A 24,682-nucleotide genomic window follows, 5' to 3' on the forward strand; every position below is an offset into this window, starting at 1 on the left:
GTGGTTTTGCGCAGAAAATGTAACGGGGCTAAGCGTTCAACCGAAGCTTAGGCATTGCAGTAATGCATTGGGTAGGGGAGCGTCGTATAAGAGGCGAAGTCAGAGCGGAAGCACTGGTGGATTTTATACGAGTGAGAATGCCGGAATAAGTAGCGAGAATTATGTGAGAATCATAATGGCCGAAAATCTAAGGTTTCTTGGGGAAGGTTCGTCCGCCCAAGGTTAGTCGGGAGCTAAGGCGAGGCCGAAAGGCGTAGTCGATGCACATACGGTAGAAATTCCGTAACCACCGAACTTTAAGCATAAGGGACGCTTTCATTAAGGTTAACCCGGGCGATGGTTGCCCCGGGCGTAAGGGACCGAAATTTAGTAGGGAAGTAACTGGCGTGAGAGACGAGAAAAGCTTATGTGTATACTAAGGTGCCCGTACCGCAAACCGACACAGGTAGATGGGATGAGTATTCTAAGGCCAACGGGAGAAGGGTTGTTAAGGAACTCGGCAAATTGGCCCCGTAACTTCGGGATAAGGGGCGCCTGCGAGAGCAGGCCGCAGTGAAAAGGCCCAAGCGACTGTTTAGCAAAAACACAGCTCTCTGCTAAATCGAAAGATGACGTATAGGGGGTGACGCCTGCCCGGTGCTGGAAGGTTAAGGGGAGTGCTTAGCGCAAGCGAAGGTGCGAACTTAAGCCCCAGTAAACGGCGGCCGTAACTATAACGGTCCTAAGGTAGCGAAATTCCTTGTCAGGTAAGTTCTGACCCGCACGAATGGCGTAACGATTTGGGCACTGTCTCAACAGCCCGCCCGGCGAAATTGTAGTACCGGTGAAGATGCCGGTTTCCCGCAACTAGACGGAAAGACCCCATGGAGCTTCACTGTAGCTTGATATTGGATCTCGGTATTCCATGTACAGGATAGGTGGGAGCCTGGGAAGCAAGTGCGCCAGCATTTGTGGAGGCAACCTTGGGATACCACTCTTGGGATATTGGGATTCTAACCTGCGGCCATGAATCTGGTCGGGGGACACTGTCAGGTGGGCAGTTTGACTGGGGCGGTCGCCTCCTAAAGAGTAACGGAGGCGCTCAAAGGTTCGTTCAGCACGGACGGAAATCGTGCACTGAGTGTAAACGCATAAACGAGCCTAACTGCGAGAATGACGGTTCGAGCAGTAACGAAAGTTGGAGTTAGTGATCCGGCGGTATGTGAATGGAAATGCCGTCGCTCAACGGATAAAAGCTACCCTGGGGATAACAGGCTGATCTCCCCCAAGAGTCCACATCGACGGGGAGGTTTGGCACCTCGATGTCGGCTCATCGCATCCTGGGGCTGAATTCGGTCCCAAGGGTTTGGCTGTTCGCCAATTAAAGCGGTACGCGAGCTGGGTTCAGAACGTCGTGAGACAGTTCGGTCCCTATCTGTTGCGGGCGCAGGAATATTGAGAGGAGCTGTCCTTAGTACGAGAGGACCGGGATGGACGTACCGCTGGTGCACCAGTTGTTCCGCCAGGGGCATAGCTGGGTAGCTAAGTACGGACGAGATAAACGCTGAAGGCATCTAAGCGTGAAACTCCCCTCGAGATAAGTGTTCCCATCCTTTATGGAGTAAGGCCCCTTGTAGACTACAAGGTTGATAGGTCAGGAGTGGAAGTGCAGTAATGTATGCAGCGGACTGATACTAATAGGCCGAGGGCTTGACCTCATATTAGAGGCAATCTCAGATTTTACTCTTTGTTTGCCATAGTTATTGTTCAGTTTTCAAGGTGTAAGACCTTCTGTTTCTGCGAAAAGAAAATTTCTTTTCAAGGAGAAGCATGCACCATTAGCTCAGTTGGTAGAGCAACTGACTCTTAATCAGTGGGTCCACGGTTCGAGCCCGTGATGGTGTACCAGAAACGGTGCGCTGTGGGATTGGCCGAGTTCAGTCCCACGGTGGAGCCGGCAAGCATACCGGAAGCAGGCTGGAAATGGCCCGTTGGTCAAGCGGTTAAGACGGCGGCCTCTCACGCCGCAAACGGGGGTTCGATTCCCCCACGGGTCACCATCTTTGACGGTTGACAAGATGGCGGCGATGTGGTATGTTTTACAAGGTGAGTAAATGCCTGGAGCATTTCTCGATATAGTGCGTATCTATGGTGATGAGGGTACACCTGTTCCCATTCCGAACACAGTAGTTAAGCTCATTTACGGTGACAATACTTGGCTGGCGACGGCCTGGAAAGATAACTCGATGCGCACATCACGAAAGCAGCAACTTTGGTTGCTGCTTTTCTTCTGTTTGAGGAGGGAAAAGCATGTATCAATATATTTTATTTGATCTGGATGGGACACTGACCGATCCGCGAGAGGGAATCACAAGGTCTGTGCAGTATGCGCTCGGCAAAATGGGAATTGATGCGCCCGATCGAACAGCCTTGGAACATTTTATCGGTCCGCCGCTCTATGATGAATTCATTCGCTGCTATGGATTTGACGATGCTGGCGCAAAGCAGGCGGTCGCGGCTTACCGAGAGCGCTTCAGTGTGCGGGGCTGGAAAGAAAACCTTTTGTTTTCAGGCGTTCCGGAGTTGTTGCGGGCGCTGAAGGACGCAGGAAAGAAAGCGGCCATTGCGTCCTCCAAGCCAACGGTTTTTGTGGAGAAAATTTTGCAGAGGTTCCAGATCGACTCTTATTTCGATGTCGTTTCCGGCGCCACGCTGGATGGTGTGATCTCTACCAAATCACAGGTTGTCAGGCAGGCGTTGGAGATGCTGCAGGTGCGGGAACGTTCCGAAGCGGTTTTGGTGGGGGACCGGATGCATGACGCGGAGGGGGCGCAGAACAACGGCATCGCGTGTATTGGTGTTACCTTTGGCTTTGGCGGCAGGGATGAGTTGGCTTGTGCCGGCGTAGACCAAATTGTTGATACGATGGAAGAACTGCGGGAATTGCTTTTGAAGTGAGGAACAACGCGGAAAGGCGGCTGGTGACAGCCGCCTTTTTTATTTCCAGGGTGATTTTCCGTCCATCCAGCCCTGCGTTTTCCAGTAGGCATGGTCGCTGGCTGTAAGGCCGCCGCCCATTTTGCGGCTGAGCCAGTACCGCATGCGTACACCGCAGCGCGGTTCGACCGGAGCGGGTTGGAGCCTGCGGGCGAGGCGCTGCATATCCCGCCGCATTTTTTCTTTTCGCGATTCGCTTAGTTCGGCGGCTTTCAGCGCCATCGAGCGGATGCCGTAGGTATATACCCGCCCGACGCCCCACCAGTTTACGCTGTCTTTCATATCCCGCAGCGTCTGCCTGATGCCGCTTCCCGCAGCGGTTGCCAGCAGGACGGCGGTTTTGTGCGCCAGTTTACTGTTTGGACGATGGACGATCCAGCGGTTGCCCAAGTGATCCAGAAAGGATTTCATTGCGCCGGTTACATGGTAAGCATACACCGGACTGGCCAGAAGAATAACGTCGGATGCGTCGATTGCCTGTAAAATAGGCTTGAGCTGTGCGGGTGCCTGCTGGCATAGGGGTTCGCTGGCTTCAAAGCATGCGCAGCAGCCGCTGCAGAAGTGACTGAAATCCTGTGGGAGAAAAAACTCCGAAAATGTACTACTGTTATCCTGTGGAAGCGACTGCATCAGTATGCGCGCCAGCAAAACGGTGCTGCCTGCGTGGCTGGTTCCATAAATCGCGGTGATCTTCATATTTTCAGCTCCTTTGTATTTTGTCGGCCAAATACCACAGCCGCTCCATCGGGAACGGGCGGCCGTGGGCCGGATAAATCATGCTGCAGTCCAGCCTTGCCAGACGCAGCAGGCTGTCTCGCGCGGCCTGTGGGTTTTCGCTGTATCCAAGCAGGGCAGGGTGTAGAAACGACATAACGGCGTCGCCTGCGAAAAGGCAGTCCTCCACCAGTAGCGCGCAGGAGCCGGCGGTGTGTCCTGGGCAGGGTATCGGTGTTGCGCTGGGCGGCAGTCCGTCCGGCACGAGGAAGGCCGGTGAAAAGGGGACGTGTTTCTCCTTTTTTCGGCCGCTGCGGACCGCCCTGATGTCCGGTGCCGGCGGCATAACAAGGGCAAGGTCAGCAGGGTGCAGCGCGGCGGGGATGCCGTAATATTCCTGTAAAGCGGCGGCATGGCCGATGTGGTCGGTATGGCCGTGTGTCAGGAACAGCAGTTCGATCATATGCGGGTCAACCGTGCGCTGCAGGTGTCCGAGGAACCGACGATCCCATGCGATACCGGCGTCGACCAGCAGCGTCCGGCCGCTCCATTGAATCAGCCAACAGTTTGTCATTCCGGAACGGATACGGTGAATACGCATGTTTTTCCTCCTTGCTTTTCTGGCCAATGCAGAGTATAATGCAGGTGACACATTCGTGTCAAGGCGTTTGGCGCAAGTGACACGATGGAAGAATCTTTGTGTCGGGAGATGGGCCGAGTGGAAAAAAGCCAAAACCCGATTGCCGTCCGATCTCGCTCCATGCTGCAGCAGGCGATGCTGGAACTGCTCACGGAGCAACCCTATGGGCAGATTACGGTAACGGCGCTGTGCGAACATGCGCAGCTCGGACGGAAGACCTTTTACCGCAACTACGCGGAAAAGGATGACATATTGCGGGAATATATCGCCTGCCTGGCAGACGGCTTTCTGGAAAAGCTGCGGGAGCAGGCCCCCTTTGGCGATACCGCGTTCGCACAAACGCTGTTCGCCTATTGGAAGCCGTACGCGGACCTGTTCCGTCTGTTGGAGCAAAGCGGCGAATTCCGGTTTGTGCAGCGGGAATTTGAACGGGTGGCTGCGCGGGTCGGCGGCTGGTTTACCTGTCCGGAGGCCATGAGGGAGGACCGGACGTTCCAGCGGTATTGCGCCAGCTTTGTGTCGGGAGGCTGCTACGCGCTGCTGCGGGACTGGATGTGCGGAGGCGCCGTCGAACCCGTGGAGCAAATGACCACGCTTTTTTGTCAGATTCGACGACTGAAAGCATAGAGACGCGCCTTTACCAGGGGGTTCAAGTGTGGTAAAATAACAATATGCAGGCTTTGACCGCGCTGTCCGCTGGAAGGCGGTATCGGGAAACTATATGCGGCCGGCCTGTGTTTGTTTCTTCTAAAGCGCAGGAAAAGCAGGAATTTACCCGTAGCTGTGGATAGTTGGCGCCAGCGACGCCATAATGGGAGGGAGAAGGATGATTCAATACCAGTTGCCACTGCTGGCGGTGCGGGATGTGGAGGTTTCCAAGCGGTTTTACCACGACCTATTTGAGCAGGAGGTGTCGATGGATCTGGGGCGGAACGTGACGTTTTCGGGCGGCTTCGCGATCCAGCAGGATTTCGACTGGCTGGTAGGCATCCCCAAATCCACAATCCTGCACCAGACGAATAATATGGAGCTGTATTTCGAGGTCGACGATTTTGAAGCCTTTTGGAGCAGGCTGCAGCAGCATCCGGACGTCGATCTGGTGCATGGACCCAAAACGCATGAATGGCACCAGCGCGTGGTGCGACTTTACGATCCGGACTGGCATATGATCGAGGTAGGGGAGTCCATGACGGTCGTTGTGCAGCGCCTGCTGCGCGAGGGGAACGATGTGGAGCGGACCGCGGAAATGACCCAGCTTCCGGTCGGGTTTGTGGAACAGTGCAGGAAAGGTATGGAATAAATATGTTTGGTTATCAGGCGGAGTTCGTCGACTGCGGCGATGCCCGCATTGCCTGTTATGATATTGGCCGCGGCAAGCCGCTTGTCCTGCTGCATGGAAACGGTGAGGACAGCGCGTACTGGAAAGCACAGGTACCGGAGTTTACGCGGTTTTACCGCGTGATTGCGGTGGACAGCCGGGGACACGGCGCCTCGGAAAGCGGCGCGCATGGCCTGTCGTTCGACCAAATGGCGCAGGATTTGAAAACCGTATTGGATGCGCGCGGGGTAAAAAAAGCGCATATCCTCGGCTTTTCGGATGGCGGCAACCTGGCGATCAAGTTCGCGCTCACCTATCCGGCGTATGTGGACAAGCTGATCCTGAACGGCGCCAATATCGAAATGTTCGGCGGCATCAAGCCGCATATCCAGCTTCCGGTATATGCGGGGTATGGCGTTCTGGCCGTGCTGGGGTGCCTGAGCAAAAAGGCGGCCCGCAAGCGTGACGTGATGGGCCTGATGGTTCATCCTTACGGCGTGGGCATGGACGATCTTGCCCGCCTGAACATGCCGACGCTGATCATCGTGGGCGAGCATGACATGGTGCGGGCCAGCCAGACTAAAGAAATGGCGGCGCGGATCCCGCACTGTCGGGTCGAGGTGTTTCGGGATGGGGACCATTTTGTTGCGGCAAAGCAGCCGTCCCGTTTCAACCGGACGGTGATAGAATTTTTACTGGGGAGATAGACAACATGCAATTCATCAAAGCGGGAGAGCCTGCGGACAGCAACATTTTCAATAAGTTGGACGAACGCAAGCGCCGCCTGCTGGCAAGCGGGCGGGATGTGATCAATTTGTCGATCGGCACGCCGGATTTCCAGCCGGACCGGCATGTGATGGAGGCGGTCAGCCGCGCGGCGCTCGATCCGGAGCAGTATAAGTATTCGCTGACCGAGACGCGCGCGCTGCTCGACGCGGTGCAGGACTGGTACAGCCGCCGCTATGGCGTACAGCTTGCGGACGAGGAGATCATGGCCGTATGCGGCTCGCAGGAGGGCATCGCCCATGTCGGTTTTGCGTTCGCGGGGCCGAACGACCTGATCCTCGCCCCCGACCCGGGCTACCCGATTTTCTCTTTCGGCCCGCTGATGACCGGCGCTACGGTTGGCCTGTATCCGCTGCGGGCGGAAAACAACTGGCAGCTTGATTTCGCGGATATACCGGGGGAGGTCGCCAGCCGCGCCAAAGCGATGGTTGTATCCTATCCGAACAATCCGACCGCTTCGGTCGCGGACCGGTCGTTTTATGAGAGGCTCGTGGCCTATGCGCGCGAGCATCAAATCATCATCCTGCACGATAACGCCTATTCCGACCTGCTCCTCAACGGGGAACAGGGGCTGTCATTCCTGTCCATACCGGGCGCAAAAGAAGTCGGGATCGAATTTAATTCCCTTTCCAAGACGTATAACCTGACCGGCATGCGCGTATCATTTGCGCTCGGCAACCGTGAGATAATCAGCCGGTTCCGCGCGTTCCGCTCGCAGATCGACTACGGGATGTTCTATCCCATCCAGGCGGGCGCGGTCGCGGCGCTGACCGGACCGCAGGAGATTGTTGCGCGCAATCGGCAGGGCTACATGGCGCGACGCGACGCGCTGTGCGGCGGCCTGCGCAAAATCGGCTGGGATGTGCCGGACGCGCAGGGTACCATGTTCGTGTGGGCGAGAATACCGGAGCGGTTCGGCTCGTCCGTAGAATTCGTGCTGGAGCTGATGGAAAAAACCGGAGTGATCTGCGTGCCGGGCAGCGCGTTCGGCGGGCAGGGCGAGGGCTATGTCCGATTCGCGCTGGTCGTACCACCCGAACGGATGCGGGAAGCGGTCGAACGGATCGTGGAAAGCGGTATTTTGAAAGGGTGACCTTGTGATATGAAGATTGACCATGCGGCGCTGTATACCTTCGATTTGGAGCGGCTGCGCGCCTTTTATGAGGATTACTTCGACGGTAAAGCAAACAAGCAGTATCGGAATGAGAAAACCGGTCTGCAGACCTACTTTATTTCCTTTGCGGATGGCGCGCGGCTGGAGCTGATGACGCGACCGGAATTGGAGGAATGCGAGCGGTCGCGCCTGTGGACAGGCTGGACCCACTTGGCATTCAAAGCGGGGACGTGCGAAAATGTGGACGCGCTGACCGAGCGTCTGCGCGCGGACGGCTATGAAGTGACAAGCGGGCCGCGCGTGACGGGTGATGGGTATTATGAAAGCTGCGTGCTCGATCCGGATGGAAACACGGTCGAAATCACCGCGTGAGCTGATCCCGCGGACAGCGAATAAAAGGAGCGGAAGATGAAATTAATTTCCTGGAATGTAAACGGACTGCGCGCGTGCGTGGGCAAGGGCTTTTTTTCGTTTATGGAAGCGGAGCAGCCGGATATGCTGTGTCTGCAGGAAACCAAGCTGCAACCCGAGCAGGCCCCGCAGATTGAGGGATACTATGAATACTGGAATTCAGCGGAAAAAAAGGGGTATTCCGGCGTAGCCCTGTTTTCCAAAACCGAGCCGGAGGCGGTTTCTTACGGCCTTGGCATTGACGAGCATGACCATGAGGGGCGCGTCATTACGGCGGATTATGGGGCGTTTTATCTGGTTACGGTCTACACCCCCAATTCGCAGGATGAGCTGAAGCGTCTAGATTATCGGATGCGCTGGGAGGACGACTTCCGCGCCTACCTTCAAAAGCTGGATGCGGAGAAGCCGGTCATTGTGTGCGGGGACATGAACGTTGCGCATCAGGAGATCGACCTGAAAAACCCCAAAACCAATCGCCGCAACGCAGGCTTCACCGATGAGGAGCGCGCCAAAATGACCGAGCTGCTCAGCGCAGGCTTTACAGATACGTTCCGGCATTTTTATCCGGAGATGACGGGCGCGTACTCCTGGTGGAGCTATCGCTTCAAGGCGCGGGAGAAGAACGCGGGCTGGCGTATCGACTACTTCCTGGTGTCCAACCGGCTGATCGGTCGTGTCAAGGCCGCGCGTATCCTGAGCGATGTGTTCGGGTCGGATCACTGTCCGGTGCTGATCGAGCTGGAGTGATGGGAGTAGAGTGGGAAAAGGACTGGTTTTTGCCTGAGGCGCAAGACGATGAGATCTTTGTGTCTTGGCCGCCTTGGGTGCCTGAGGACGACGCGCCGCCCGACCCGTGGGAGCGCCCCGATCTGCCCGACCTTGACGAGGAGCAGGCGCTACCGTGGTCGCCCGAGATGCCGGTTGAGCCCTGCCCCTGCTGCGGGGCGGATATCCCCCAAAATCCATCGTGGGGGTATATCTGTCCGACCTGCCTGTGGGAGATCGATTACGACGCGCAGGATGCGCCCGAGGAACCGAGCGACCAGAACCACGGCCTTTCGCTGGAGGAGGCGCGGATGAATTTCCGTACCTTTGGGTGCAGCAGCCCGTGGCTTATAGAGAGGGAAAACGAATAAAAAACACGCTGCTTTGGCAGCGTGTTTTTCTATAGGTTGCCGGCTATCCGAAAAAGTGAAGCAAGCCCTCCAGAACAGAGATACAAAGAGGGAGGGTAATTACGGAAAGCAGTGTGGAAAGCGAGATGACGCGCGTGGAAAATAAGTAATCCGTGCCATAGATCTGGCCAAACATGGCCGAGGCAAGTGCGCAGGGGGCGGCGGTGCCGGTCAGCAGGATGATCTTGGACATGTGATCGAGCGGGATGAACAACAGCAGGACAATGGCGATCGCTGGAATCAGCAACAGGCGCACAGCGGAGACTTTCCATATCTCTTGATCGGTAAAACACTCCCTCAGATCGATCTGGGCAAGGAAGCAGCCGAGCGAAAGCATGGCGAGCGGCGTGTTGAGATCGCCCAAAAAATCCACGGCTCGGAACACCAGCTCGGGGAGCTTGACAGGCGAGCAGAACAGGAGAAAGCCGCATACGGTAGCGAGCAGGGCGGGATTCAAAAGGATATTCCGGATGCCGTTGCCCTCCTTGCCGCCGGAGAGCTGCTGCACGCCGTAGGTCCACAGAATGATCGCCATGCAGGCAATGCTGGATGCGCCGAGGAAAACCCCGTCCGAGCCGAACATCGCATCGAGCAGAGGCAGGGCCATGAAGCCGTTGTTGGTCAGTACGACGGAAACACGGCAGTCCGCATAATTTTCCGTTTTTTCCGGACGGTAGACGCGGTTTGCAAGCGCGATAGAGATCAGGAAAAAAAGCATGCTGCACACAAAAGTGACGCCCAAGGCGTAGCCAAGATGGGCGTCGAACGGGCGCTGGAACGACCGCAGCAAAACAAAAAACACAATGTACTTATTGAGCAGCACAGTGAGGCTCTGTGTCGTCTGGTTGGTAAAAACGTTTCTGCGGAACAGGACATAGCCCATCAGGATGAGCAGGAACATGACGATGATTTGCTGCAGGACGATCAGACTGTTGGTGAACATGGGCTTCCTCCAGTTAACAACTTCTTAACACTTTACATCATACGCGTTTTCGCAGAATTTGTCAATTTGCCGAGGGTATGTTTTTCCCGCCTGCCGCATAGGGTGGAACAAAAAGGGAGGACGGAACGGATGAAAAAGATCGTTTGTCTCGCGCTGTGTTTCTGCCTGCTGCTCCCATCTGCGCTGGCGCTTCCGGAAATGGGGCCGCTGAACGCCAAATCGGCCGCGCTCTATGCGTCGAACGGGCAGGAGCTGTATTCCATGAATGCCGACGAGCCGCTGCAGCCCGCGTCCGTGACAAAGATCATGACCATGCTGCTGGCGATGGAGGCGCTCGAACGAGGAGAGGTTACGCTGGATACGATGATTACCGGTAGCGAGTATGCTTGCTCGATGGGTGGGACGCAGATCTGGCTGGAACCGGGCGAGCAGCTTTCTCTGGACGATATGCTCAAGGCGATTGCGGTCGGCTCGGCCAATGACTGTGCGGTCGCCGTGGCTGAGCATCTGGCGGGAACCGAGGCGGCGTTCGTCGAACGGATGAACCAGCGCGCGGCCGAGCTTGGCTGCACGAACACGCAGTTCATCAATGCCAACGGACTGGACGGCATGGGCCAGAAAACGCTGACCTCGGCGCGCGACCTGGCGCTGATCTCCTGCGAGCTGCTGCGGCATCCCAAAATACTTGAGTATACGGGGATTTGGATGGACAGCATACGGGATGGAAAGTTCACGCTTGCCAACACCAATAAAATGCTCAAAAGCTATCAGGGTTTGACCGGCCTGAAAACAGGGTATATTTCAGAGGCAGGGTTCTGTATTTCCGCTTCCGCCGAGCGGGATGGGCTGAGCCTGGTCGCGGTCGTCATGGCTGCGCCGACCAAGGAGGCGCGCATGGCGGACGCCACGGCTCTGCTCAATTACGGCTTTGCCAACTTTTGCGCCTACACGCCGCCGGACGGGCTGCTGGAGCCGGTGCCGGTCGCGATTGGGAAAAGCGGCTTGGTAATGCCGCGGATGGAGGGCGGCGGGTCCATTATTGTGGAAAAGACCGAGGCGGAAGGGCTGGAAACCCGTCTGGATCTGCCGGAAAAGCTGACCGCGCCGGTCGAGGCGGGGCAGCAGATCGGGGAGCTGTCCATCCTGAACGGAGAGGAAGTGCTGCTCACCGTGCCGCTGACCGCTGCGGAGAGCGTGGAGGCCAAAGGGGTAGGAGATCTGTTTCTGTCCTTCTGGAATGCGGTTCTGGCAGGCGGCCAATAAATTGATACAAACTGACGAGGAAATTTGTAAATCATGCTTGAGGTTTTGGGCAAACTATGCTACACTAAACATAACCTCAAAGGTTGGGAGGAATAAACCTATGGTAAAACTTATTATTGGCGGTACCGGCTCTGGCAAGACCAAGGAACTGATCGACCAGGTCAACACCGCGGTAAAAGAAGAAAAAGGAAGCGTAGTATGTGTTTCGCGCGGCAATAAGCTGACGTTTGATATTTCGCATGATGCGCGGCTGATCGATGCGACCGATTACCCGATCAAGGATTACGCAAGCCTGCTGGGATTCCTGAGCGGTATCCATGCCGGCAATTATGACATTACCCGCGTTTTCATCGACGGCCTGTATAAGATCACCGGCGTTAAGGATGTCGCCAAGGCGGAGGCGTTCTTGGATGCGCTGGACGCGTTTTCAGCCCAGCACAGCGTAAACTTTACCGTCTCGTTGAGCGAGGAGCCGTCGTCCGCGACCGAAAGCATGAAGCGCTTTTTATAAGAGATACTTAGGATACGCGGAACGCTCCTGCAATGGCTGAAGCAGCGACATTCCTTTTGAGAATATTTGCCTTTCAATTGGATATGCTGATGTATGAGACAGGCGCCTCGCAGATTTGGAAAGGTCTGCGGGGCGTCTGTTTTAATGTTCCCAGCGGCGCCACCGGATGCCGGAAAGCTTTGAAAAAACAGGCAGTCTGGACAGGGGGAATGAAAATGGCTTCGGAATGCCGGCGCGGTTGGGAGCGCATATTTTTTGTCCGTAAAGGCTCTGGTTGCAATTTATAATAATTGAGCAATTCCATTGTGCATATTGCCTAACATTGTAGTAAAGCGGGAAATATCTAAGAAATTTCTGATAAAAAGTGTTTCACTTTTTGGTAGGGTTAGGTATAATAAGACTGATGTGTAGGGATAGGGGACAGCCCGCCTTCGGGCGGCGTCTGTGCTCGCTGCATCAAATTGTGGCCTGGGGGAATGCGGATGAGGAAAAGCGAAAGCAAATGGTCGGTACTGCGCTATCTGGCATATTTCAGCCAAGTAGGATGCACGGTGGCTGTACCGCCCCTGCTCGGCTGTTTCGGAGCAGTTTGGCTGCGGGACAGGTTCGGCTGGGGGAACGGCGTGGTGATTGCCGGGCTGCTGCTCGGCGTCGGGGTTGCGGTTTGCGGCCTGCGGGATTTCCTGCGGTTCACCGAGCGGAAAGCCAGAGAAAGCGAAAGGAAGGAGAAAATGCCGTGACAGGGATGGAGATCGTCCGCGAGGAAACACGGCGCATGCTGCGCGGCATGATACCGCTGGCGGTGATCGTGTTTGGCGTATTCCTGCTGGCGGGGGCGGATCCGGCGCGGAGCGCCGTAAGCCTGCTGTTGGGGACATGCTATTCGCTGCTGCTGTTCCGGATGATCGGGAAAAGCGCGGCCAAGGCAGTACTCTTCCCGCCGGCGCAGGGGACGAGGATCGTCCGGCGCGGATATTTTTTCCGGTATCTGCTGACTGGTGTGATGGTGTTTCTGGCAATCAAGCTGCCGTTTCTCCATCCGCTCGCAGCAGTCGTTCCGCTTTTCTTTCCCAAAATCATTTTACTGTGGTCCATGTATTCCAAAGGAAAGGGGGGTAGACGTTGAATGTTGAAATAAACGGCCCTAAGGTATTGGGCTATCTGTTTGGCAATCCCAATCTGCCGATCACGGAAACTATGCGCAACGCATGGATCGTGATGGCGGTTATTCTGTTTCTTTGTATTTTTCTGACGCACCGGATGCAGAAAATCCCCAAGGGGAAGCAGGCGCTGGCGGAAAAGGCTGTGGTAATGATCGACAACCTGGTCGAAAATACGATGGGGAAAGGTTGCCAGGCATTTTCGCCCTATATTGCAACGCTGCTGATGAGCTCTCTCTTCGGCTCGCTGGCCACGTTGTTCTGGATGCGTCCGGTGACGGCAGACCTGAATACGACGCTTGGCTGGGCGCTGATTACTTTTGCGCTGATCACGTTCAATAAAATCAAGTACAATGGGATCGGCGGTTATCTCAAGGGCTTCCTGGAGCCGGTATTCGTCATGGCGCCGCTCAATGTGCTCAGCGAGATCGCGACACCTGTTTCGATGTCGTTCCGTCATTTCGGCAATATGGCGGGCGGCCTAGTCATCTCGACACTCATCATGGGCGCGCTTCAGGTGCTGTCCAAAGCGGTATTGGGCTTCCTGCCGGTGCCGCTGCTGCAGATCGGCCTGCCGGGCGTCCTGTCGCTGTACTTCGACTGCTTTACGGCATGCATGCAGGCGTTCATTTTCAGCATGCTGACGATGGCTTACGTCGGCGACGCGCGCGGCAGCAGTTGATCCGTCAAAAAAATTTCACCATATCCATTTGAAGTTTCAACAACATTATTTCAGGAGGAAAAAACTATGGGTATCGATTCTAACGCATTTGTAGCAGGTATGTCCGCCCTCGGCGCCGGTATGGCGATGATCGCGGGCCTTGGCCCTGGCATCGGCGAAGGGTACACCGCGGGCCAGGCGTGTGCGGCGATCGGCCGCCAGCCGGAGGCGCAGGGCGATATTACCCGTACCATGATTCTTGGTATCGCCATGGCGGAGTCTACCGGTATTTACGCGCTGGTTATCGCGCTGATCCTGCTGTTTGCCAACCCGTTTGTCGGCAATTTCTGAACCGGACGCAGGCGAACGGATAAACGGAGCGAATCTCCGTTTGGGAAGGAGGTAAAACAGTGGATATATTCCAGTCCTTTGTCTATATCAACTGGTGGAATATCCTCGTTACGATGTGCAATACGCTCATCACCTTTTTGATCATCAAGAAATTCCTGTTTGGGCCGGTGCGCAGGATGCTGGCGGCCCGCGAGCAGGAGGTTCAGGCCATGTACGCCACCGCGGAAAAGGCGCAGACCGAAGCGGAAAGCATGCGCAGCGAGTATACGGAACGCTTGTCCAAGGCCAAGGAGGAGGCGGCCGAGATCGTCGGCTCCGCCACCCGTCGGGCGACGGTCCGCAGCGAAGAGATCCTCAAGGAATCCTCGCAGCAGGCGGCTGCCATGCTGAAGAAAGCGGAAAGCACGATTGAGCAGGAGCGCAAAAAGGCGATGAATGAGCTTAAGGATGAGGTCGCGGGCCTTTCGGTCATGATTGCCTCCAAGGTGGTCGAGCGTGACATCAAGGAAGAGGACCATGAGCGCTTCATCGAAGAGTTTATCGACAAGGTAGGGTGAGCAAGTGGCTGATATTGTAAGCGAACGCTACGCACTGAGCCTGTATGAAGTGGCGGCGGATGAGAAAAAGGAAAAAGCCTATCTCGACGAGCTGACCGCGGTCTGCGAGGTGTTTGGGCGCGAGCCTGACTTTCTGAAAATGCTCACCACGCCCTCCATCGCATTGGAGGAAAAGCAGAACGTCCTGCGGAAGGCCTTCGAGGGACGGATCGAACCATTCCTGCTCAATTTCCTGATGCTGATTACGGAAAAAGGCCGCGTCGGCCTAGTTCAGGATATGCGTCAGGCCTATAAAGAGCACTATTATTTTGAAAACGGCATCGTGGAGGTGCGCGCGGTCACGGCAAAGCCCATGAGCGCCGCGCTGACCGAAAAGCTGAAAGAAAAGATGAGCGCCGTGACCGGCAAGCAGGTGGTGCTGGAAACGTCGGTCGATCCGCAGATCATCGGCGGCATCGTTGTCAAGCTGGGCAACGAGCAGTTCGACACCAGCCTGCGCACTCGCCTGAGCGAGCTTGCCGCGCGGCTGACCAACACTATCGCGTAAGGAAGTAGGTGACTTTATGGAATTACGCCCCGAAGAGATAAGCAATATTATTAAAGAGCAGATCACGCACTATCAGAGCCAGATCAAACTGACCGATGTCGGTACGGTTGTCACGGTCGGCGACGGCATCGCGCACGTACACGGTCTGGAAAACTGCATGTCCGGCGAACTGCTCGAATTTCCGGGCGGCGTATACGGCATGGCGCAGAACCTGGAGGAGGATCTCGTCGGCGCCGTTATCCTGGGTTCGGACCAGAATATCCGTGAGGGCGACACGGTCAAGCGCACCAAGCGCATCGTCGAGGTACCGGTGGGCGAGGCCATGCTCGGCCGCGTTGTCGACGCACTGGGCAAACCGATCGACGGCAAGGGTCCGATCCATACCACGGAGGCGCGTCCCATTGAAAGCCCGGCGCCGGGCATCATTGAACGCGCGCCCGTTAATGTGCCGCTGCAGACCGGCATCAAGGCAATCGACTCCATGATCCCGATCGGACGGGGCCAGCGTGAGCTGATCATCGGCGACCGGCAGACCGGCAAGACTGCGATCTGCCTGGATACCATCATCAACCAGAAGGGGACGGGCGTTATCTGTATCTATGTGGCGATCGGCCAGAAGCGCTCGACCGTCGCGCAGGTGGCGGAGACGCTGGCGCAGAACGGTGCGATGGATTATACCTGCATCGTAGCGGCGACCGCGTCCGAGTCCGCGCCGCTGCAGTATATCGCGCCGTATGCGGGCTGCTCGATTGGTGAATTCTTTATGCATAAGGGCAAGGATGTGCTGGTTATTTATGATGACCTGTCCAAGCACGCAGTAGCGTACCGCGCCCTTTCCCTGCTGCTCCACCGTCCGCCAGGACGCGAGGCGTACCCGGGCGATGTATTCTACCTGCATTCCCGCCTGCTCGAGCGCGCGGCGAATATCCAGGATGGCGGCTCGCTGACCGCGCTGCCCATCATCGAGACGCAGGCCGGCGACGTTTCGGCGTATATCCCGACCAACGTGATTTCGATTACGGACGGCCAGATCTTCCTGGAAACCGAGCTGTTCAACTCGGGCATCCGGCCGGCGGTCAACCCCGGCATTTCGGTATCCCGTGTTGGCGGCAACGCGCAGATCAAGGCGATGAAAAAGGTCGCGGGTACGCTCAAACTGGCCTATTCGCAGTATCGCGAGTTGCAGGCGTTCTCGCAGTTCGGCTCAGATCTGGACGCGGATACCAAAAAGCGTCTGAATCAGGGCGAACGCATCGTCGAGGTGCTCAAGCAGCCGCAGAACAGCCCGATTCCGGTCGAGAAGCAGGTTATCATCATTTACGCCGTCATTTCGGGCGCGCTGCTCGATATTCCGGCGGACCAGATCGGCGAGTTTGAGAAAGAGTTGTTCGCGTTTGTGGACGGCGTGTATGGAGACATTCCGGAAACCATCCGCGCGACCCGCCAGATGGACGACGATATCAAGGAAAAGCTGACCAAAGCGATCGAGGAATTCAAAGCAAAGTTCCTTTCCGAGCACTGACGCGGAAAGGGGGACTGAGCAATGGCTTCCGGAAACATGAAAGATATCAAGCGCCGCATTAAGTCCGTGCAATCCACCATGCAGATCACCAAGGCGATGGAGCTGGTGGCATCGTCCAAAATGCGGCGTGCCAAGGAGCGCGCGCTGGCCGCGCGGCCGTATTTCAATACAATGTACCGTACCGTTGCCCGCCTGGCTGCCGCCACGCGGAGCAGCGAATCGGTCTATACGCGCCGCCGAGAGGTCAGGAACAGCCTGTTCATCGTCATCGCGGGCGACCGCGGGCTGGCGGGCGGCTACAACGCCAATGTATTCAAGCTGGCGGCGGCCGAAATGGAGGGCAAAAACGCGCAGGTCATCACGATCGGCAAAAAGGCGCAGGAGCATTACGCCAAGCGCCCCTGGCCGGTGGCCGCAGATTATCCGGCCATCGCCGAGGGGATGAAGATTGGTGATACCCATCCGATCGTGGACGGGTTGCTCCGCCTGTTCCGAGAGGGAAAGGCGGACGAGATATTCCTGTGCTACACGGAGTTTGTCTCGCCGTTGCAGCAGGAGGCGAAGTGCCTGCAGCTGCTTCCGGCGCGCTTTGAAGACGCGGCGCAGGAAGCGCCCGCGGGCCCGCGCGTGCTGACCGAATACGACCCCTCGCCAGAGGCGGTGGTCGATGCGGGCATACCGGAATACCTGTACGGCGTGCTGTACGGCGCGGTGGTGGAGAGCTACTGCTCCGAGCAGTCCGCGCGCCGCATGGCAATGGAGGCTGCCTCCGACAATGCCAGCGAGATGATCGAAAACCTCAACCTGTCCTACAACCGCGCCCGTCAGGCGGCCATCACGCAGGAGATCACCGAGATCGTCGCGGGTTCGGGCGAGGTCGGCGCATAGGATGATAAGAATTAGGAGTTTTGCCAATGAGTGAGCAGAATATTGGCACCGTCGTCCAGATTATCGGGCCGGTGCTTGACATCAAATTTGCTGCCGACGCACTGCCGAAGCTGCTGAACGCCATCACGATTGACAACAACGGCCGGACCGTTACGGTCGAGGTCGCGCAGCATATCGGCCAGGATACCGTGCGCTGCATCGCGATGGAGTCCACCGACGGCCTGGTGCGCGGCATGAAAGCGGTCGATACCGGCGGGCCGATCACGGTGCCGGTGGGCGATAAGAACCTCGGCCGCATCTTCAACCTGCTCGGCCAGCCGGTGGATAACAAGCCGCCGGTCGAGGGGGAGGAGCGCTGGCCGATCCACCGCCCCGCGCCCTCCTATGAGGAGCAGGAGTCCACGACCGAGATCCTCGAAACCGGCATCAAGGTCATCGACCTGATCGCGCCATACGCCAAGGGCGGCAAGATCGGCCTGTTCGGCGGCGCGGGCGTCGGCAAGACGGTTATTATCATGGAACTGATCAACAACATCGCCAAGCAGCACGGCGGTATTTCAGTATTCACCGGTGTGGGCGAGCGCACCCGCGAGGGCAACGACCTGTATAACGAAATGCAGGAGTCGGGCGTTATCAACAAGACCGCGCTCGTCTACGGCCAGATGAATGAGCCGCCCGGCGCGCGTATGCGCGTGGCGCTGAGCGGCCTGACCATGGCGGAGTATTTCCGCGATGTGGAAGGGCAGGACGTGCTGCTGTTCATCGATAATATTTTCCGCTTCACGCAGGCCGGTTCGGAGGTTTCCGCGCTGCTCGGCCGCATGCCGTCGGCGGTAGGCTACCAGCCAACGCTCGCAACCGAAATGGGTGCGCTGCAGGAGCGTATCACCTCCACCAAGAAGGGCTCGATCACGTCCGTGCAGGCGGTTTACGTTCCGGCGGACGACCTGACCGACCCCGCGCCGGCGACCACGTTCTCCCATCTGGACGCCAAGGTCGTGCTGTCGCGTGATATCGCCTCCATGGGTATTTATCCGGCGGTGGACCCGCTGGATTCCTCCTCGCGCATCCTGACCGCGGACGTTGTCGGCGTGGAGCATTACGAGGTCGCCCGCGCGGTGCAGTCAATCCTGCAGAAATACAAGGATTTGCAGGATATTATTGCCATCCTCGGCATGGATGAGCTTTCCGACGAGGATAAGCTGACCGTTGCCCGCGCCCGCAAGATACAGAACTTCCTGTCGCAGCCATTCCACGTTGCGGAGCAGTTCACGGGCTTCCAGGGCAAGTATGTGCCGATTGCGGAAACCATCCGCGGCTTCAAGGAGATTCTCGCGGGCCAGCATGACGGCCTGCCCGAGTCCGCGTTCCTGTTCGCCGGCACGATTGACGAGGTAGTGGAGAAGGCGAAGAAGGGGGCATAACATGGCTACCTTTCACTTGAAAGTACTGACCGTGGATCGCTGCTTTTACGACGATGCGGTCGACCGGATTGTTGTCCGCACAACGCAGGGCGACGTTGGCATCCTGCCGAACCATGTGCCGTATACGGCGGCGCTCGGCATCGGCGGCCTGACCATCCTCAAGGATGGGGAGAAGCGCGTGGCGGCGGTTGCCGGCGGCTTTGTGGACGTTTCCAGGGAGGAAACCGTCGTGCTGGCGCGCACCTGCGAGTGGGCGGATGAAATCGACGTTCACCGTGCCGAGGAGGCCGCGGAACGCGCCCGCCAGACCCTGCAGCAGAAAGAAAGCGACCATGAGCATGACATCGCGCAGATCAAATTGAAAAAAGCGGTCAACCGTATCCGTATCGCGGGGGATAAATGACTGCAATAAAAAAACGTCCGGCCTAAGGCCGGACGTTTTTTATATGGGTATGGACCTGCGGGGAGGGGATTACGGCTCGTCCTCGAGGCAGGTTTCGATCATGGAGATGACGACGTTGTTCCAGCTTGTGTCGTTCTCCTTTGCGATCGCGTCAATTTTGGAAACAAGCGACTGCTTGATGTAAATTGTTTTATAGACGCTCTCTTCTTTTTCGAGAGGACGCCGAATGTTCCATTTCATACTGCTCACCTGATTATAGTTTACAGGAAATGCAGAAAATAGGATACCTTAGAAAAATACCATGTAAGGATACCATAGATTTTTCTGGTAAGGCATACATCCTTGATGGGCATTAAAATTAAAGGGGAGATGATGTGTATGGACACGATTGTATGCGAAAATAAGTGGTGCATTCATTATCAAAAGAGCCGCTGCACTTTCGATGAAATCGAAATCAACAGCTATGGGATGTGCGCGGACTGCGTTATGCGCGATCCGGATGAAACCGAGCTGAAGCGCTTCCCCAGGCGCATGCTCGACACGGATTTTCCGGAAACCTTTCCGGAAGAATAAGCAGAACGCCGTGCGGCCGGTTGAACCGCACGGTGTTTTTTGCTATACTGAAACCAGATACCGAAAGAAATGGGGAAAGAAAATTGAAACGGATACGGGGGCAAATGTCCGAATCGCTCCTGCTGGGCGCGCTGCTGGCCGTGGCGGGCGGCTTTTTCGACGCTTATACCTACCTGTGCCGCGGCGGTGTGTTCGCCAATGCGCAGACCGGCAACATCGTGCTGTTCGGGCTGGAGCTGGCGCAGAGGGAATGGATACGCGCGCTGGGCTATCTGGTGCCGATTGTGGCGTTCGCGGTCGGCGTTGTGGTGGCCGAGGTGGTCAAGCACCGGTACAAGGTGCAGCAAAATCGGGATATCAATATCCACTGGCGGCAGATCATCGTCCTTGCGGAAACCGTGCTGGTCGCCTGCATGGCCTTTTTGCCGCAGGAGCGGAACACGGTTGTCAACAGCGTGATCTCATTCGTCTGCGCGCTGCAGGTGGAAGCGTTCCGCAAGGTGCAGGGCAGCGCGATCGCCACAACCATGTGTACCGGCAACCTGCGCTCCGGTACCGAGCAGCTTGTCATCTGGCGGCAGACCGGCGACCGTGGCGCCGCAAAAAAGATGCGCAATTACTATGCGATCATCCTGTTTTTCATCCTGGGCGCGGTGCTGGGCAGCTTTGCGACCGGCTGGCTGGGGGAGCGGGCGCTGCTGCTGACCTGTGCGCCGCTGCTGGCGGTGTTCGGTATTATGTTCATCGCGGAGGAGCGGGAGGGGCGCGAAACGCGCGGTTCTCTGGAAAATTAGCACAAAAGCAAAAGGGAATGGAAAAATCCATCCCCTTTTTATACAAAAATATCCTTGACTTATTATGCAAAATCATGGTATAATAAAACGCTTAACAAAATCGGGAAATTATCCCGACTCCTAAATACATGTTAGCACGGTCTTGGTCAAAATGCAAGACCCAAAATGATATTTTTGCCACGCCGCCGGGCGTATCAACACCAACACAGCCGAAAGAAACGGAGTGATCAAAGCACATGAAGGTGAAAGACGTACAGCACGGCAAAACCACGCGAAAGAGCTTTGCACGCATCAACGAGATATTGGAGATGCCCAATCTGATCGAGGTGCAAAAAAAGTCCTACCAGTGGTTCCTTGACGAAGGACTGCGCGAGGTTTTCGCCGATACCGCGTCCATCACGGACTACACCGGCAATCTGGAGCTTTCGTTCCTCGATTACTCGATGGACGAGGCGCCGAAGTACAGCGTAGAGGAATGCAAGGCGCGCGACGCCACATATGCTTCGCCGCTCAAGGTCCGCATGCGCCTGCGCAACAAGGAAACCGGCGAGATCAAGGAGCAGGAGATCTTCATGGGTGATTTCCCGAAGATGACCGATTCCGCAACCTTTATCATCAACGGCGCGGAGCGCGCGATTGTCTCCCAGCTCGTCCGTTCGCCCGGCGTCTACTATGGCAGGGAGTATGACAAGACCGATAAGCTGCTGCTGTCCGCAACCGTTATCCCATACCGCGGCGCGTGGCTCGAATATGAGACCGATGCGAACGACGTGTTCTACGTCCGCATCGACAAGAACCGCAAAATCCCGATCACCAGCTTTATCCGCGCCATCGGCGTCAAGACCGACGCGGAGATCAAGGAACTGTTCGGCGAGGACCCGCTGATCGTCGCCACGCTCGACAAGGACCCCGCCCATACCTCGGACGAGGCGCTGATTGAGATTTACAAGAAAATGCGCCCGGGCGAGCCGCCCACGGTCGAGTCCGCGACCAGCCTGATGGACGCGATGTTCTTCGACGTGCGCCGCTATGATATTTCCGCGGTCGGCCGCTATAAATACAACAAGAAGCTGGACATCGCTCGCCGTATCACCGGCCATAAGCTGCTCGAGCCGGTGGTCGACCCCATGACCGGCGAGGTGCTGGCCGAGGGGGAGGAAATCCTCACCCGCGACAAGGCGCGCCTGCTGTCCCGTCGGGGCGTCAACCATGCTGTGATTGAATCGAGCGAGGGAACTGCCGTCAAGGTGTTCGGCAACGGCATGGTCGATATCGGCGACTTCCAGGAGTACACCGGCTTTACCGCTGAGGAGCTGGACGTAAAGGAAAAGGTGCGCTTTTCCGTACTCAAAGAGATCATCGATTCGGGCGCTTCGGGAGACGAGCTGAAAAAGACCGTGCAGACCCGCATTCACGACCTGATTCCCAAGACTATCATCGTGGACGACATGCTCGCCTCGATCTGCTACCTGCTCAACCTGGGTCATGGCATCGGCACGACCGACGACATCGACCACCTGGGCAACCGCCGCCTGCGCTGCGTGGGCGAGCTGCTCCAGAACCAGTTCCGTATCGGTTTCAGCCGCATGGAGCGCGTTATCCGCGAGCGCATGACCATTCAGGATTTGGACATCGTCACCCCGCAGTCGCTGATCAACATCCGCCCGGTGACCGCGGCCATCAAGGAATTCTTTGGCTCTTCGCCGCTCTCTCAGTTCATGGACCAGAACAACCCGCTGGCAGAGCTGACGCACAAGCGCCGTATGTCCGCGCTTGGCCCCGGCGGCCTGTCGCGCGACCGCGCATCCTTTGAGGTGCGCGACGTACACTATTCGCACTACGGCCGCCTGTGTCCGATCGAGACGCCGGAAGGTCCGAACATCGGCCTGATCTCGTATCTGGCGACCTATGCGCGCATCAACGATTTTGGCTTCATCGAAGCGCCGTACCGCATCATCGATAAGGAAGACGGCCGCGTGACCGACCAGGTGCAGTATATGACCGCGGACGTGGAGGACGAGTATATTGTCTGTCAGGCCACCGAGCCGATCGATGAAAACGGCTACCTGCTGAACGACCGCGTCACCTGCCGCATGCGCGACGAGTTCGTCGAGGTAGACCGCAAGGACGTTGATCTGATGGACGTTTCGCCCCGCATGATGGTTTCGGTTGCGACCGCTTTTATCCCGTTCCTCGAGCATGACGACGCAAACCGCGCGCTCATGGGCGCGAACATGCAGCGTCAGGCTGTGCCGCTCTTAAAGACCGAAGCGCCGGTCGTGGCCACCGGCATGGAATACAAGGCGGCGGTCGACTCGGGCACCATCCCGCTGGCCGAGAGCGACGGCGTCGTCACCCGCGTGACCGCGCGCGAGGTCGTCGTGCAGTATGACAACGGCGAGGAAAAGACCTATCATCTGACCAAGTTCCTGCGCTCCAACCAATCCACCTGCATCAACATGCGCCCGATCGTCGATCTGGGCGAGCGCGTCAAGGCGGGCGACGTGCTGGCGGACGGCCCATCGACCGACAGGGGCGAGATCGCGCTTGGCAAGAACGCGCTGATCGGCTTTATGACCTGGGAGGGCTACAACTACGAGGACGCCGTCCTGCTCAACGAGCGGTTGGTGCGCGACGACGTGTATACCTCGATCCACATTGAAGAATATGAATCCGAATCCCGCGACACCAAGCTCGGGCCGGAGGAGATCACTCGCGACATCCCGAACGTCGGCGAGGACGCGCTGCGCAACCTCGACGAGCGCGGCATCATCCGCGTGGGCGCGGAGGTGCAGGCGGGCGACATCCTGGTCGGCAAGGTAACCCCCAAGGGCGAGACCGAGCTGACCGCCGAGGAACGCCTGCTGCGCGCGATCTTCGGTGAGAAGGCGCGCGAGGTGCGCGACACCTCGCTGCGCGCGCCGCACGGCGAATCCGGTATCGTGGTGGACGTCAAGGTGTTCACCCGCGAGAACGGCGACGAGCTTTCGCCGGGCGTGAACATGGTTGTGCGCGTGTATATCGCGCAGAAGCGCAAAATTTCGGTCGGCGATAAGATGGCGGGCCGCCACGGCAACAAGGGCGTTGTATCCCGTATTCTGCCGCAGGAGGATATGCCTTTCCTGGAGGACGGCCGTCCGCTTGATATCGTGCTTAACCCGCTGGGCGTTCCGTCCCGTATGAACATCGGGCAGGTGCTCGAGGTACACCTCGGCTTCGCGGCGAAAAAGCTCGGCTGGAAGGTTGAAACCCCTGTGTTCGACGGTGCGACCCTGGACGACATCAAGGAGACCTTGGTTGCCGCCGGCGTGGGCGAGGACGGCAAGAGCGTTGTTTACGACGGACGCACGGGCGAGCAGTTTGACAACCGCGTTACCGTCGGTTATATGTACTACCTCAAGCTGCATCATCTGGTAGACGATAAGATTCACGCCCGTTCGACCGGCCCGTACTCGCTGGTCACCCAGCAGCCGCTGGGCGGCAAGGCGCAGTTCGGCGGCCAGCGCTTCGGCGAAATGGAAGTCTGGGCGCTTGAAGCCTATGGCGCCGCCTATACCCTGCAGGAGATCCTGACTGTCAAGTCGGACGATATCACCGGCCGTGTCAAGACCTATGAAGCGATCGTCAAGGGCCATAACGTGCCGCAGCCGGGCGTGCCGGAATCCTTCAAGGTTCTGGTCAAGGAGCTGCAGAGCCTGTGCCTGGACATTCAGGTGCTCGACGAGAACATGGAGGTTATCGAGCTGGCGGACGACGAGGACGACGATGCAGATTTCATCCGCCCGATGGAGCAGGCTGTTTCGGGCGTGGATGATGAATTCACCGCGGCTGGCTTCGGCATCAACGACGCCGAGGAGGGCGACACCGATCTCTTTGCACTGGACAGCGCCGACGAGGACGGCGACGATGCCGAAGGTGATTTTGACGACGGCCTGGGCGAATAAGCCAGCG

At 57.3% G+C, this 24,682-nt stretch carries 28 protein-coding genes, 2 tRNA genes and 2 rRNA genes (1 of these 32 running past the window's edge); 28 read left to right on the forward strand and 4 right to left on the reverse strand.

The window, feature by feature from the left end; all coding sequences use genetic code 11:
- From DBQ51_RS15740 to DBQ51_RS15760, 5 genes are all read left to right on the forward strand, one after another.
- Window positions 1-1,697 (forward strand): 23S ribosomal RNA (locus DBQ51_RS15740) (it extends 1,146 nt beyond the left edge of the window).
- A 114-nt stretch (window positions 1,698-1,811) separates the two neighbouring features.
- Window positions 1,812-1,887, forward strand: a tRNA-Lys gene (locus DBQ51_RS15745).
- A gap of 77 nt (window positions 1,888-1,964) precedes the next feature.
- Window positions 1,965-2,039, forward strand: a tRNA-Glu gene (locus tag DBQ51_RS15750).
- Window positions 2,040-2,117: 78 nt separating this feature from the next.
- Window positions 2,118-2,234, forward strand: a 5S ribosomal RNA gene (rrf, locus tag DBQ51_RS15755).
- Window positions 2,235-2,289: 55 nt separating this feature from the next.
- Window positions 2,290-2,937, forward strand: coding sequence for an HAD hydrolase-like protein (locus DBQ51_RS15760; protein ID WP_107632041.1), 648 nt, complete (start codon window positions 2,290-2,292; stop codon window positions 2,935-2,937).
- A gap of 39 nt (window positions 2,938-2,976) precedes the next feature.
- Here DBQ51_RS15760 and DBQ51_RS15765 read toward each other — a convergent pair whose 3' ends face one another.
- Both DBQ51_RS15765 and DBQ51_RS15770 read right to left on the reverse strand, forming a co-directional pair.
- Window positions 2,977-3,672: a flavodoxin family protein gene (locus DBQ51_RS15765; RefSeq protein WP_107632042.1), complete on the reverse strand. Its 696-nt coding sequence runs from the start codon at window positions 3,670-3,672 to the stop codon at window positions 2,977-2,979.
- Between the two features lie 4 nt (window positions 3,673-3,676).
- A complete protein-coding gene (locus DBQ51_RS15770; RefSeq protein ID WP_159068212.1) occupies window positions 3,677-4,291 on the reverse strand; it encodes an MBL fold metallo-hydrolase in 615 nt (204 codons plus the stop codon).
- A gap of 117 nt (window positions 4,292-4,408) precedes the next feature.
- Here DBQ51_RS15770 and DBQ51_RS15775 point away from each other — a divergent pair, with 117 nt between their 5' ends.
- The 7 genes from DBQ51_RS15775 (at window position 4,409) to DBQ51_RS17305 (ending at window position 9,095) form a co-directional block, all read left to right on the forward strand.
- Complete coding sequence (locus tag DBQ51_RS15775) at window positions 4,409-4,957, forward strand: TetR/AcrR family transcriptional regulator (RefSeq protein ID WP_159068213.1); 549 nt, start codon at window positions 4,409-4,411, stop codon at window positions 4,955-4,957.
- A gap of 202 nt (window positions 4,958-5,159) precedes the next feature.
- On the forward strand, window positions 5,160-5,630 hold the full coding sequence (locus tag DBQ51_RS15780; RefSeq protein WP_054327714.1) for a VOC family protein: 471 nt from the start codon (window positions 5,160-5,162) through the stop codon (window positions 5,628-5,630).
- Window positions 5,631-5,632: 2 nt separating this feature from the next.
- Entirely contained in the window at window positions 5,633-6,355 is a 723-nt protein-coding gene (locus DBQ51_RS15785) for an alpha/beta fold hydrolase (RefSeq protein WP_107632044.1), read from the forward strand.
- Window positions 6,356-6,360: 5 nt separating this feature from the next.
- Window positions 6,361-7,527 (forward strand): aminotransferase class I/II-fold pyridoxal phosphate-dependent enzyme, encoded by a 1,167-nt coding sequence (locus DBQ51_RS15790; protein WP_107632045.1) that lies wholly within the window; start codon window positions 6,361-6,363, stop codon window positions 7,525-7,527.
- Between the two features lie 9 nt (window positions 7,528-7,536).
- The gene (locus DBQ51_RS15795) at window positions 7,537-7,920 is read left to right on the forward strand and encodes a VOC family protein (RefSeq protein WP_107632046.1); all 384 of its coding nucleotides are present in this window, start codon (window positions 7,537-7,539) and stop codon (window positions 7,918-7,920) included.
- A 36-nt stretch (window positions 7,921-7,956) separates the two neighbouring features.
- Window positions 7,957-8,706 carry an exodeoxyribonuclease III gene (locus DBQ51_RS15800; RefSeq protein WP_107632047.1) on the forward strand — a complete coding sequence of 250 codons (750 nt, stop codon included), beginning with the start codon at window positions 7,957-7,959 and terminating at the stop codon, window positions 8,704-8,706.
- The gene (locus DBQ51_RS17305) at window positions 8,706-9,095 is read left to right on the forward strand and encodes a CPCC family cysteine-rich protein (RefSeq protein WP_082397243.1); all 390 of its coding nucleotides are present in this window, start codon (window positions 8,706-8,708) and stop codon (window positions 9,093-9,095) included. The genes DBQ51_RS15800 and DBQ51_RS17305 overlap by 1 nt, the downstream gene beginning before the upstream one ends.
- Window positions 9,096-9,138: 43 nt before the next feature.
- Here DBQ51_RS17305 and DBQ51_RS15810 read toward each other — a convergent pair whose 3' ends face one another.
- Window positions 9,139-10,077, reverse strand: a complete 939-nt coding sequence (locus DBQ51_RS15810; protein ID WP_107632048.1) for an AEC family transporter — start codon at window positions 10,075-10,077, stop codon at window positions 9,139-9,141.
- 129 nt (window positions 10,078-10,206) lie between these two features.
- On the opposite strand from DBQ51_RS15810, the gene DBQ51_RS15815 reads away from it, so the two are divergent.
- The 13 genes from DBQ51_RS15815 to atpC all read left to right on the forward strand — a co-directional run bounded on the left by DBQ51_RS15815 (window position 10,207) and on the right by atpC (window position 19,364).
- On the forward strand, window positions 10,207-11,340 hold the full coding sequence (locus tag DBQ51_RS15815) for a D-alanyl-D-alanine carboxypeptidase family protein (RefSeq protein WP_107632049.1): 1,134 nt from the start codon (window positions 10,207-10,209) through the stop codon (window positions 11,338-11,340).
- Between the two features lie 100 nt (window positions 11,341-11,440).
- Entirely contained in the window at window positions 11,441-11,851 is a 411-nt protein-coding gene (locus DBQ51_RS15820) for a hypothetical protein (protein ID WP_054327695.1), read from the forward strand.
- 32 nt (window positions 11,852-11,883) lie between these two features.
- Window positions 11,884-12,138 carry a hypothetical protein gene (locus DBQ51_RS15825; protein ID WP_107632050.1) on the forward strand — a complete coding sequence of 85 codons (255 nt, stop codon included), beginning with the start codon at window positions 11,884-11,886 and terminating at the stop codon, window positions 12,136-12,138.
- Between the two features lie 195 nt (window positions 12,139-12,333).
- Window positions 12,334-12,591 (forward strand): AtpZ/AtpI family protein, encoded by a 258-nt coding sequence (locus DBQ51_RS16705; RefSeq protein WP_054327694.1) that lies wholly within the window; start codon window positions 12,334-12,336, stop codon window positions 12,589-12,591.
- Window positions 12,592-12,596: 5 nt separating this feature from the next.
- The gene (locus tag DBQ51_RS16710; RefSeq protein WP_242977984.1) at window positions 12,597-12,977 is read left to right on the forward strand and encodes an ATP synthase subunit I; all 381 of its coding nucleotides are present in this window, start codon (window positions 12,597-12,599) and stop codon (window positions 12,975-12,977) included.
- Entirely contained in the window at window positions 12,974-13,693 is a 720-nt protein-coding gene (locus tag DBQ51_RS15835; protein WP_242977956.1) for a F0F1 ATP synthase subunit A, read from the forward strand. Before DBQ51_RS16710 ends, DBQ51_RS15835 begins: the two co-directional genes overlap by 4 nt.
- Before the next feature lie 66 nt (window positions 13,694-13,759).
- On the forward strand, window positions 13,760-14,023 hold the full coding sequence (atpE, locus tag DBQ51_RS15840; protein WP_054327692.1) for an ATP synthase F0 subunit C: 264 nt from the start codon (window positions 13,760-13,762) through the stop codon (window positions 14,021-14,023).
- Between the two features lie 59 nt (window positions 14,024-14,082).
- Window positions 14,083-14,580, forward strand: a complete 498-nt coding sequence (gene atpF / locus DBQ51_RS15845) for a F0F1 ATP synthase subunit B (protein WP_082397241.1) — start codon at window positions 14,083-14,085, stop codon at window positions 14,578-14,580.
- Window positions 14,581-14,584: 4 nt separating this feature from the next.
- Window positions 14,585-15,127 carry an ATP synthase F1 subunit delta gene (atpH, locus tag DBQ51_RS15850; protein WP_054327691.1) on the forward strand — a complete coding sequence of 181 codons (543 nt, stop codon included), beginning with the start codon at window positions 14,585-14,587 and terminating at the stop codon, window positions 15,125-15,127.
- A gap of 16 nt (window positions 15,128-15,143) precedes the next feature.
- On the forward strand, window positions 15,144-16,649 hold the full coding sequence (atpA, locus tag DBQ51_RS15855; RefSeq protein WP_107632052.1) for a F0F1 ATP synthase subunit alpha: 1,506 nt from the start codon (window positions 15,144-15,146) through the stop codon (window positions 16,647-16,649).
- 21 nt (window positions 16,650-16,670) lie between these two features.
- Window positions 16,671-17,537, forward strand: a complete 867-nt coding sequence (atpG, locus tag DBQ51_RS15860) for an ATP synthase F1 subunit gamma (RefSeq protein WP_107632053.1) — start codon at window positions 16,671-16,673, stop codon at window positions 17,535-17,537.
- A 26-nt stretch (window positions 17,538-17,563) separates the two neighbouring features.
- Window positions 17,564-18,961, forward strand: coding sequence for a F0F1 ATP synthase subunit beta (atpD, locus tag DBQ51_RS15865; RefSeq protein WP_107632054.1), 1,398 nt, complete (start codon window positions 17,564-17,566; stop codon window positions 18,959-18,961).
- 1 nt (window position 18,962) lies between these two features.
- A complete protein-coding gene (gene atpC, locus DBQ51_RS15870; protein WP_054327688.1) occupies window positions 18,963-19,364 on the forward strand; it encodes an ATP synthase F1 subunit epsilon in 402 nt (133 codons plus the stop codon).
- A 69-nt stretch (window positions 19,365-19,433) separates the two neighbouring features.
- Here the strand turns inward: atpC and DBQ51_RS16715 are convergent, their stop codons facing one another.
- Complete coding sequence (locus DBQ51_RS16715; RefSeq protein WP_153802391.1) at window positions 19,434-19,604, reverse strand: hypothetical protein; 171 nt, start codon at window positions 19,602-19,604, stop codon at window positions 19,434-19,436.
- A 138-nt stretch (window positions 19,605-19,742) separates the two neighbouring features.
- On the opposite strand from DBQ51_RS16715, the gene DBQ51_RS15875 reads away from it, so the two are divergent.
- From DBQ51_RS15875 to rpoB, 3 genes are all read left to right on the forward strand, one after another.
- Complete coding sequence (locus tag DBQ51_RS15875) at window positions 19,743-19,937, forward strand: hypothetical protein (protein ID WP_054327687.1); 195 nt, start codon at window positions 19,743-19,745, stop codon at window positions 19,935-19,937.
- A gap of 104 nt (window positions 19,938-20,041) precedes the next feature.
- Complete coding sequence (locus DBQ51_RS15880; protein ID WP_082397240.1) at window positions 20,042-20,731, forward strand: YoaK family protein; 690 nt, start codon at window positions 20,042-20,044, stop codon at window positions 20,729-20,731.
- A gap of 236 nt (window positions 20,732-20,967) precedes the next feature.
- Window positions 20,968-24,675, forward strand: a complete 3,708-nt coding sequence (rpoB, locus tag DBQ51_RS15885; RefSeq protein WP_107632055.1) for a DNA-directed RNA polymerase subunit beta — start codon at window positions 20,968-20,970, stop codon at window positions 24,673-24,675.
- Window positions 24,676-24,682 lie beyond the last annotated feature (7 nt).

This window comes from Agathobaculum massiliense (genome assembly GCF_900291975.1).
Classification (GTDB): Bacteria; Bacillota; Clostridia; order Oscillospirales; family Butyricicoccaceae; genus Agathobaculum; species Agathobaculum ammoniilyticum.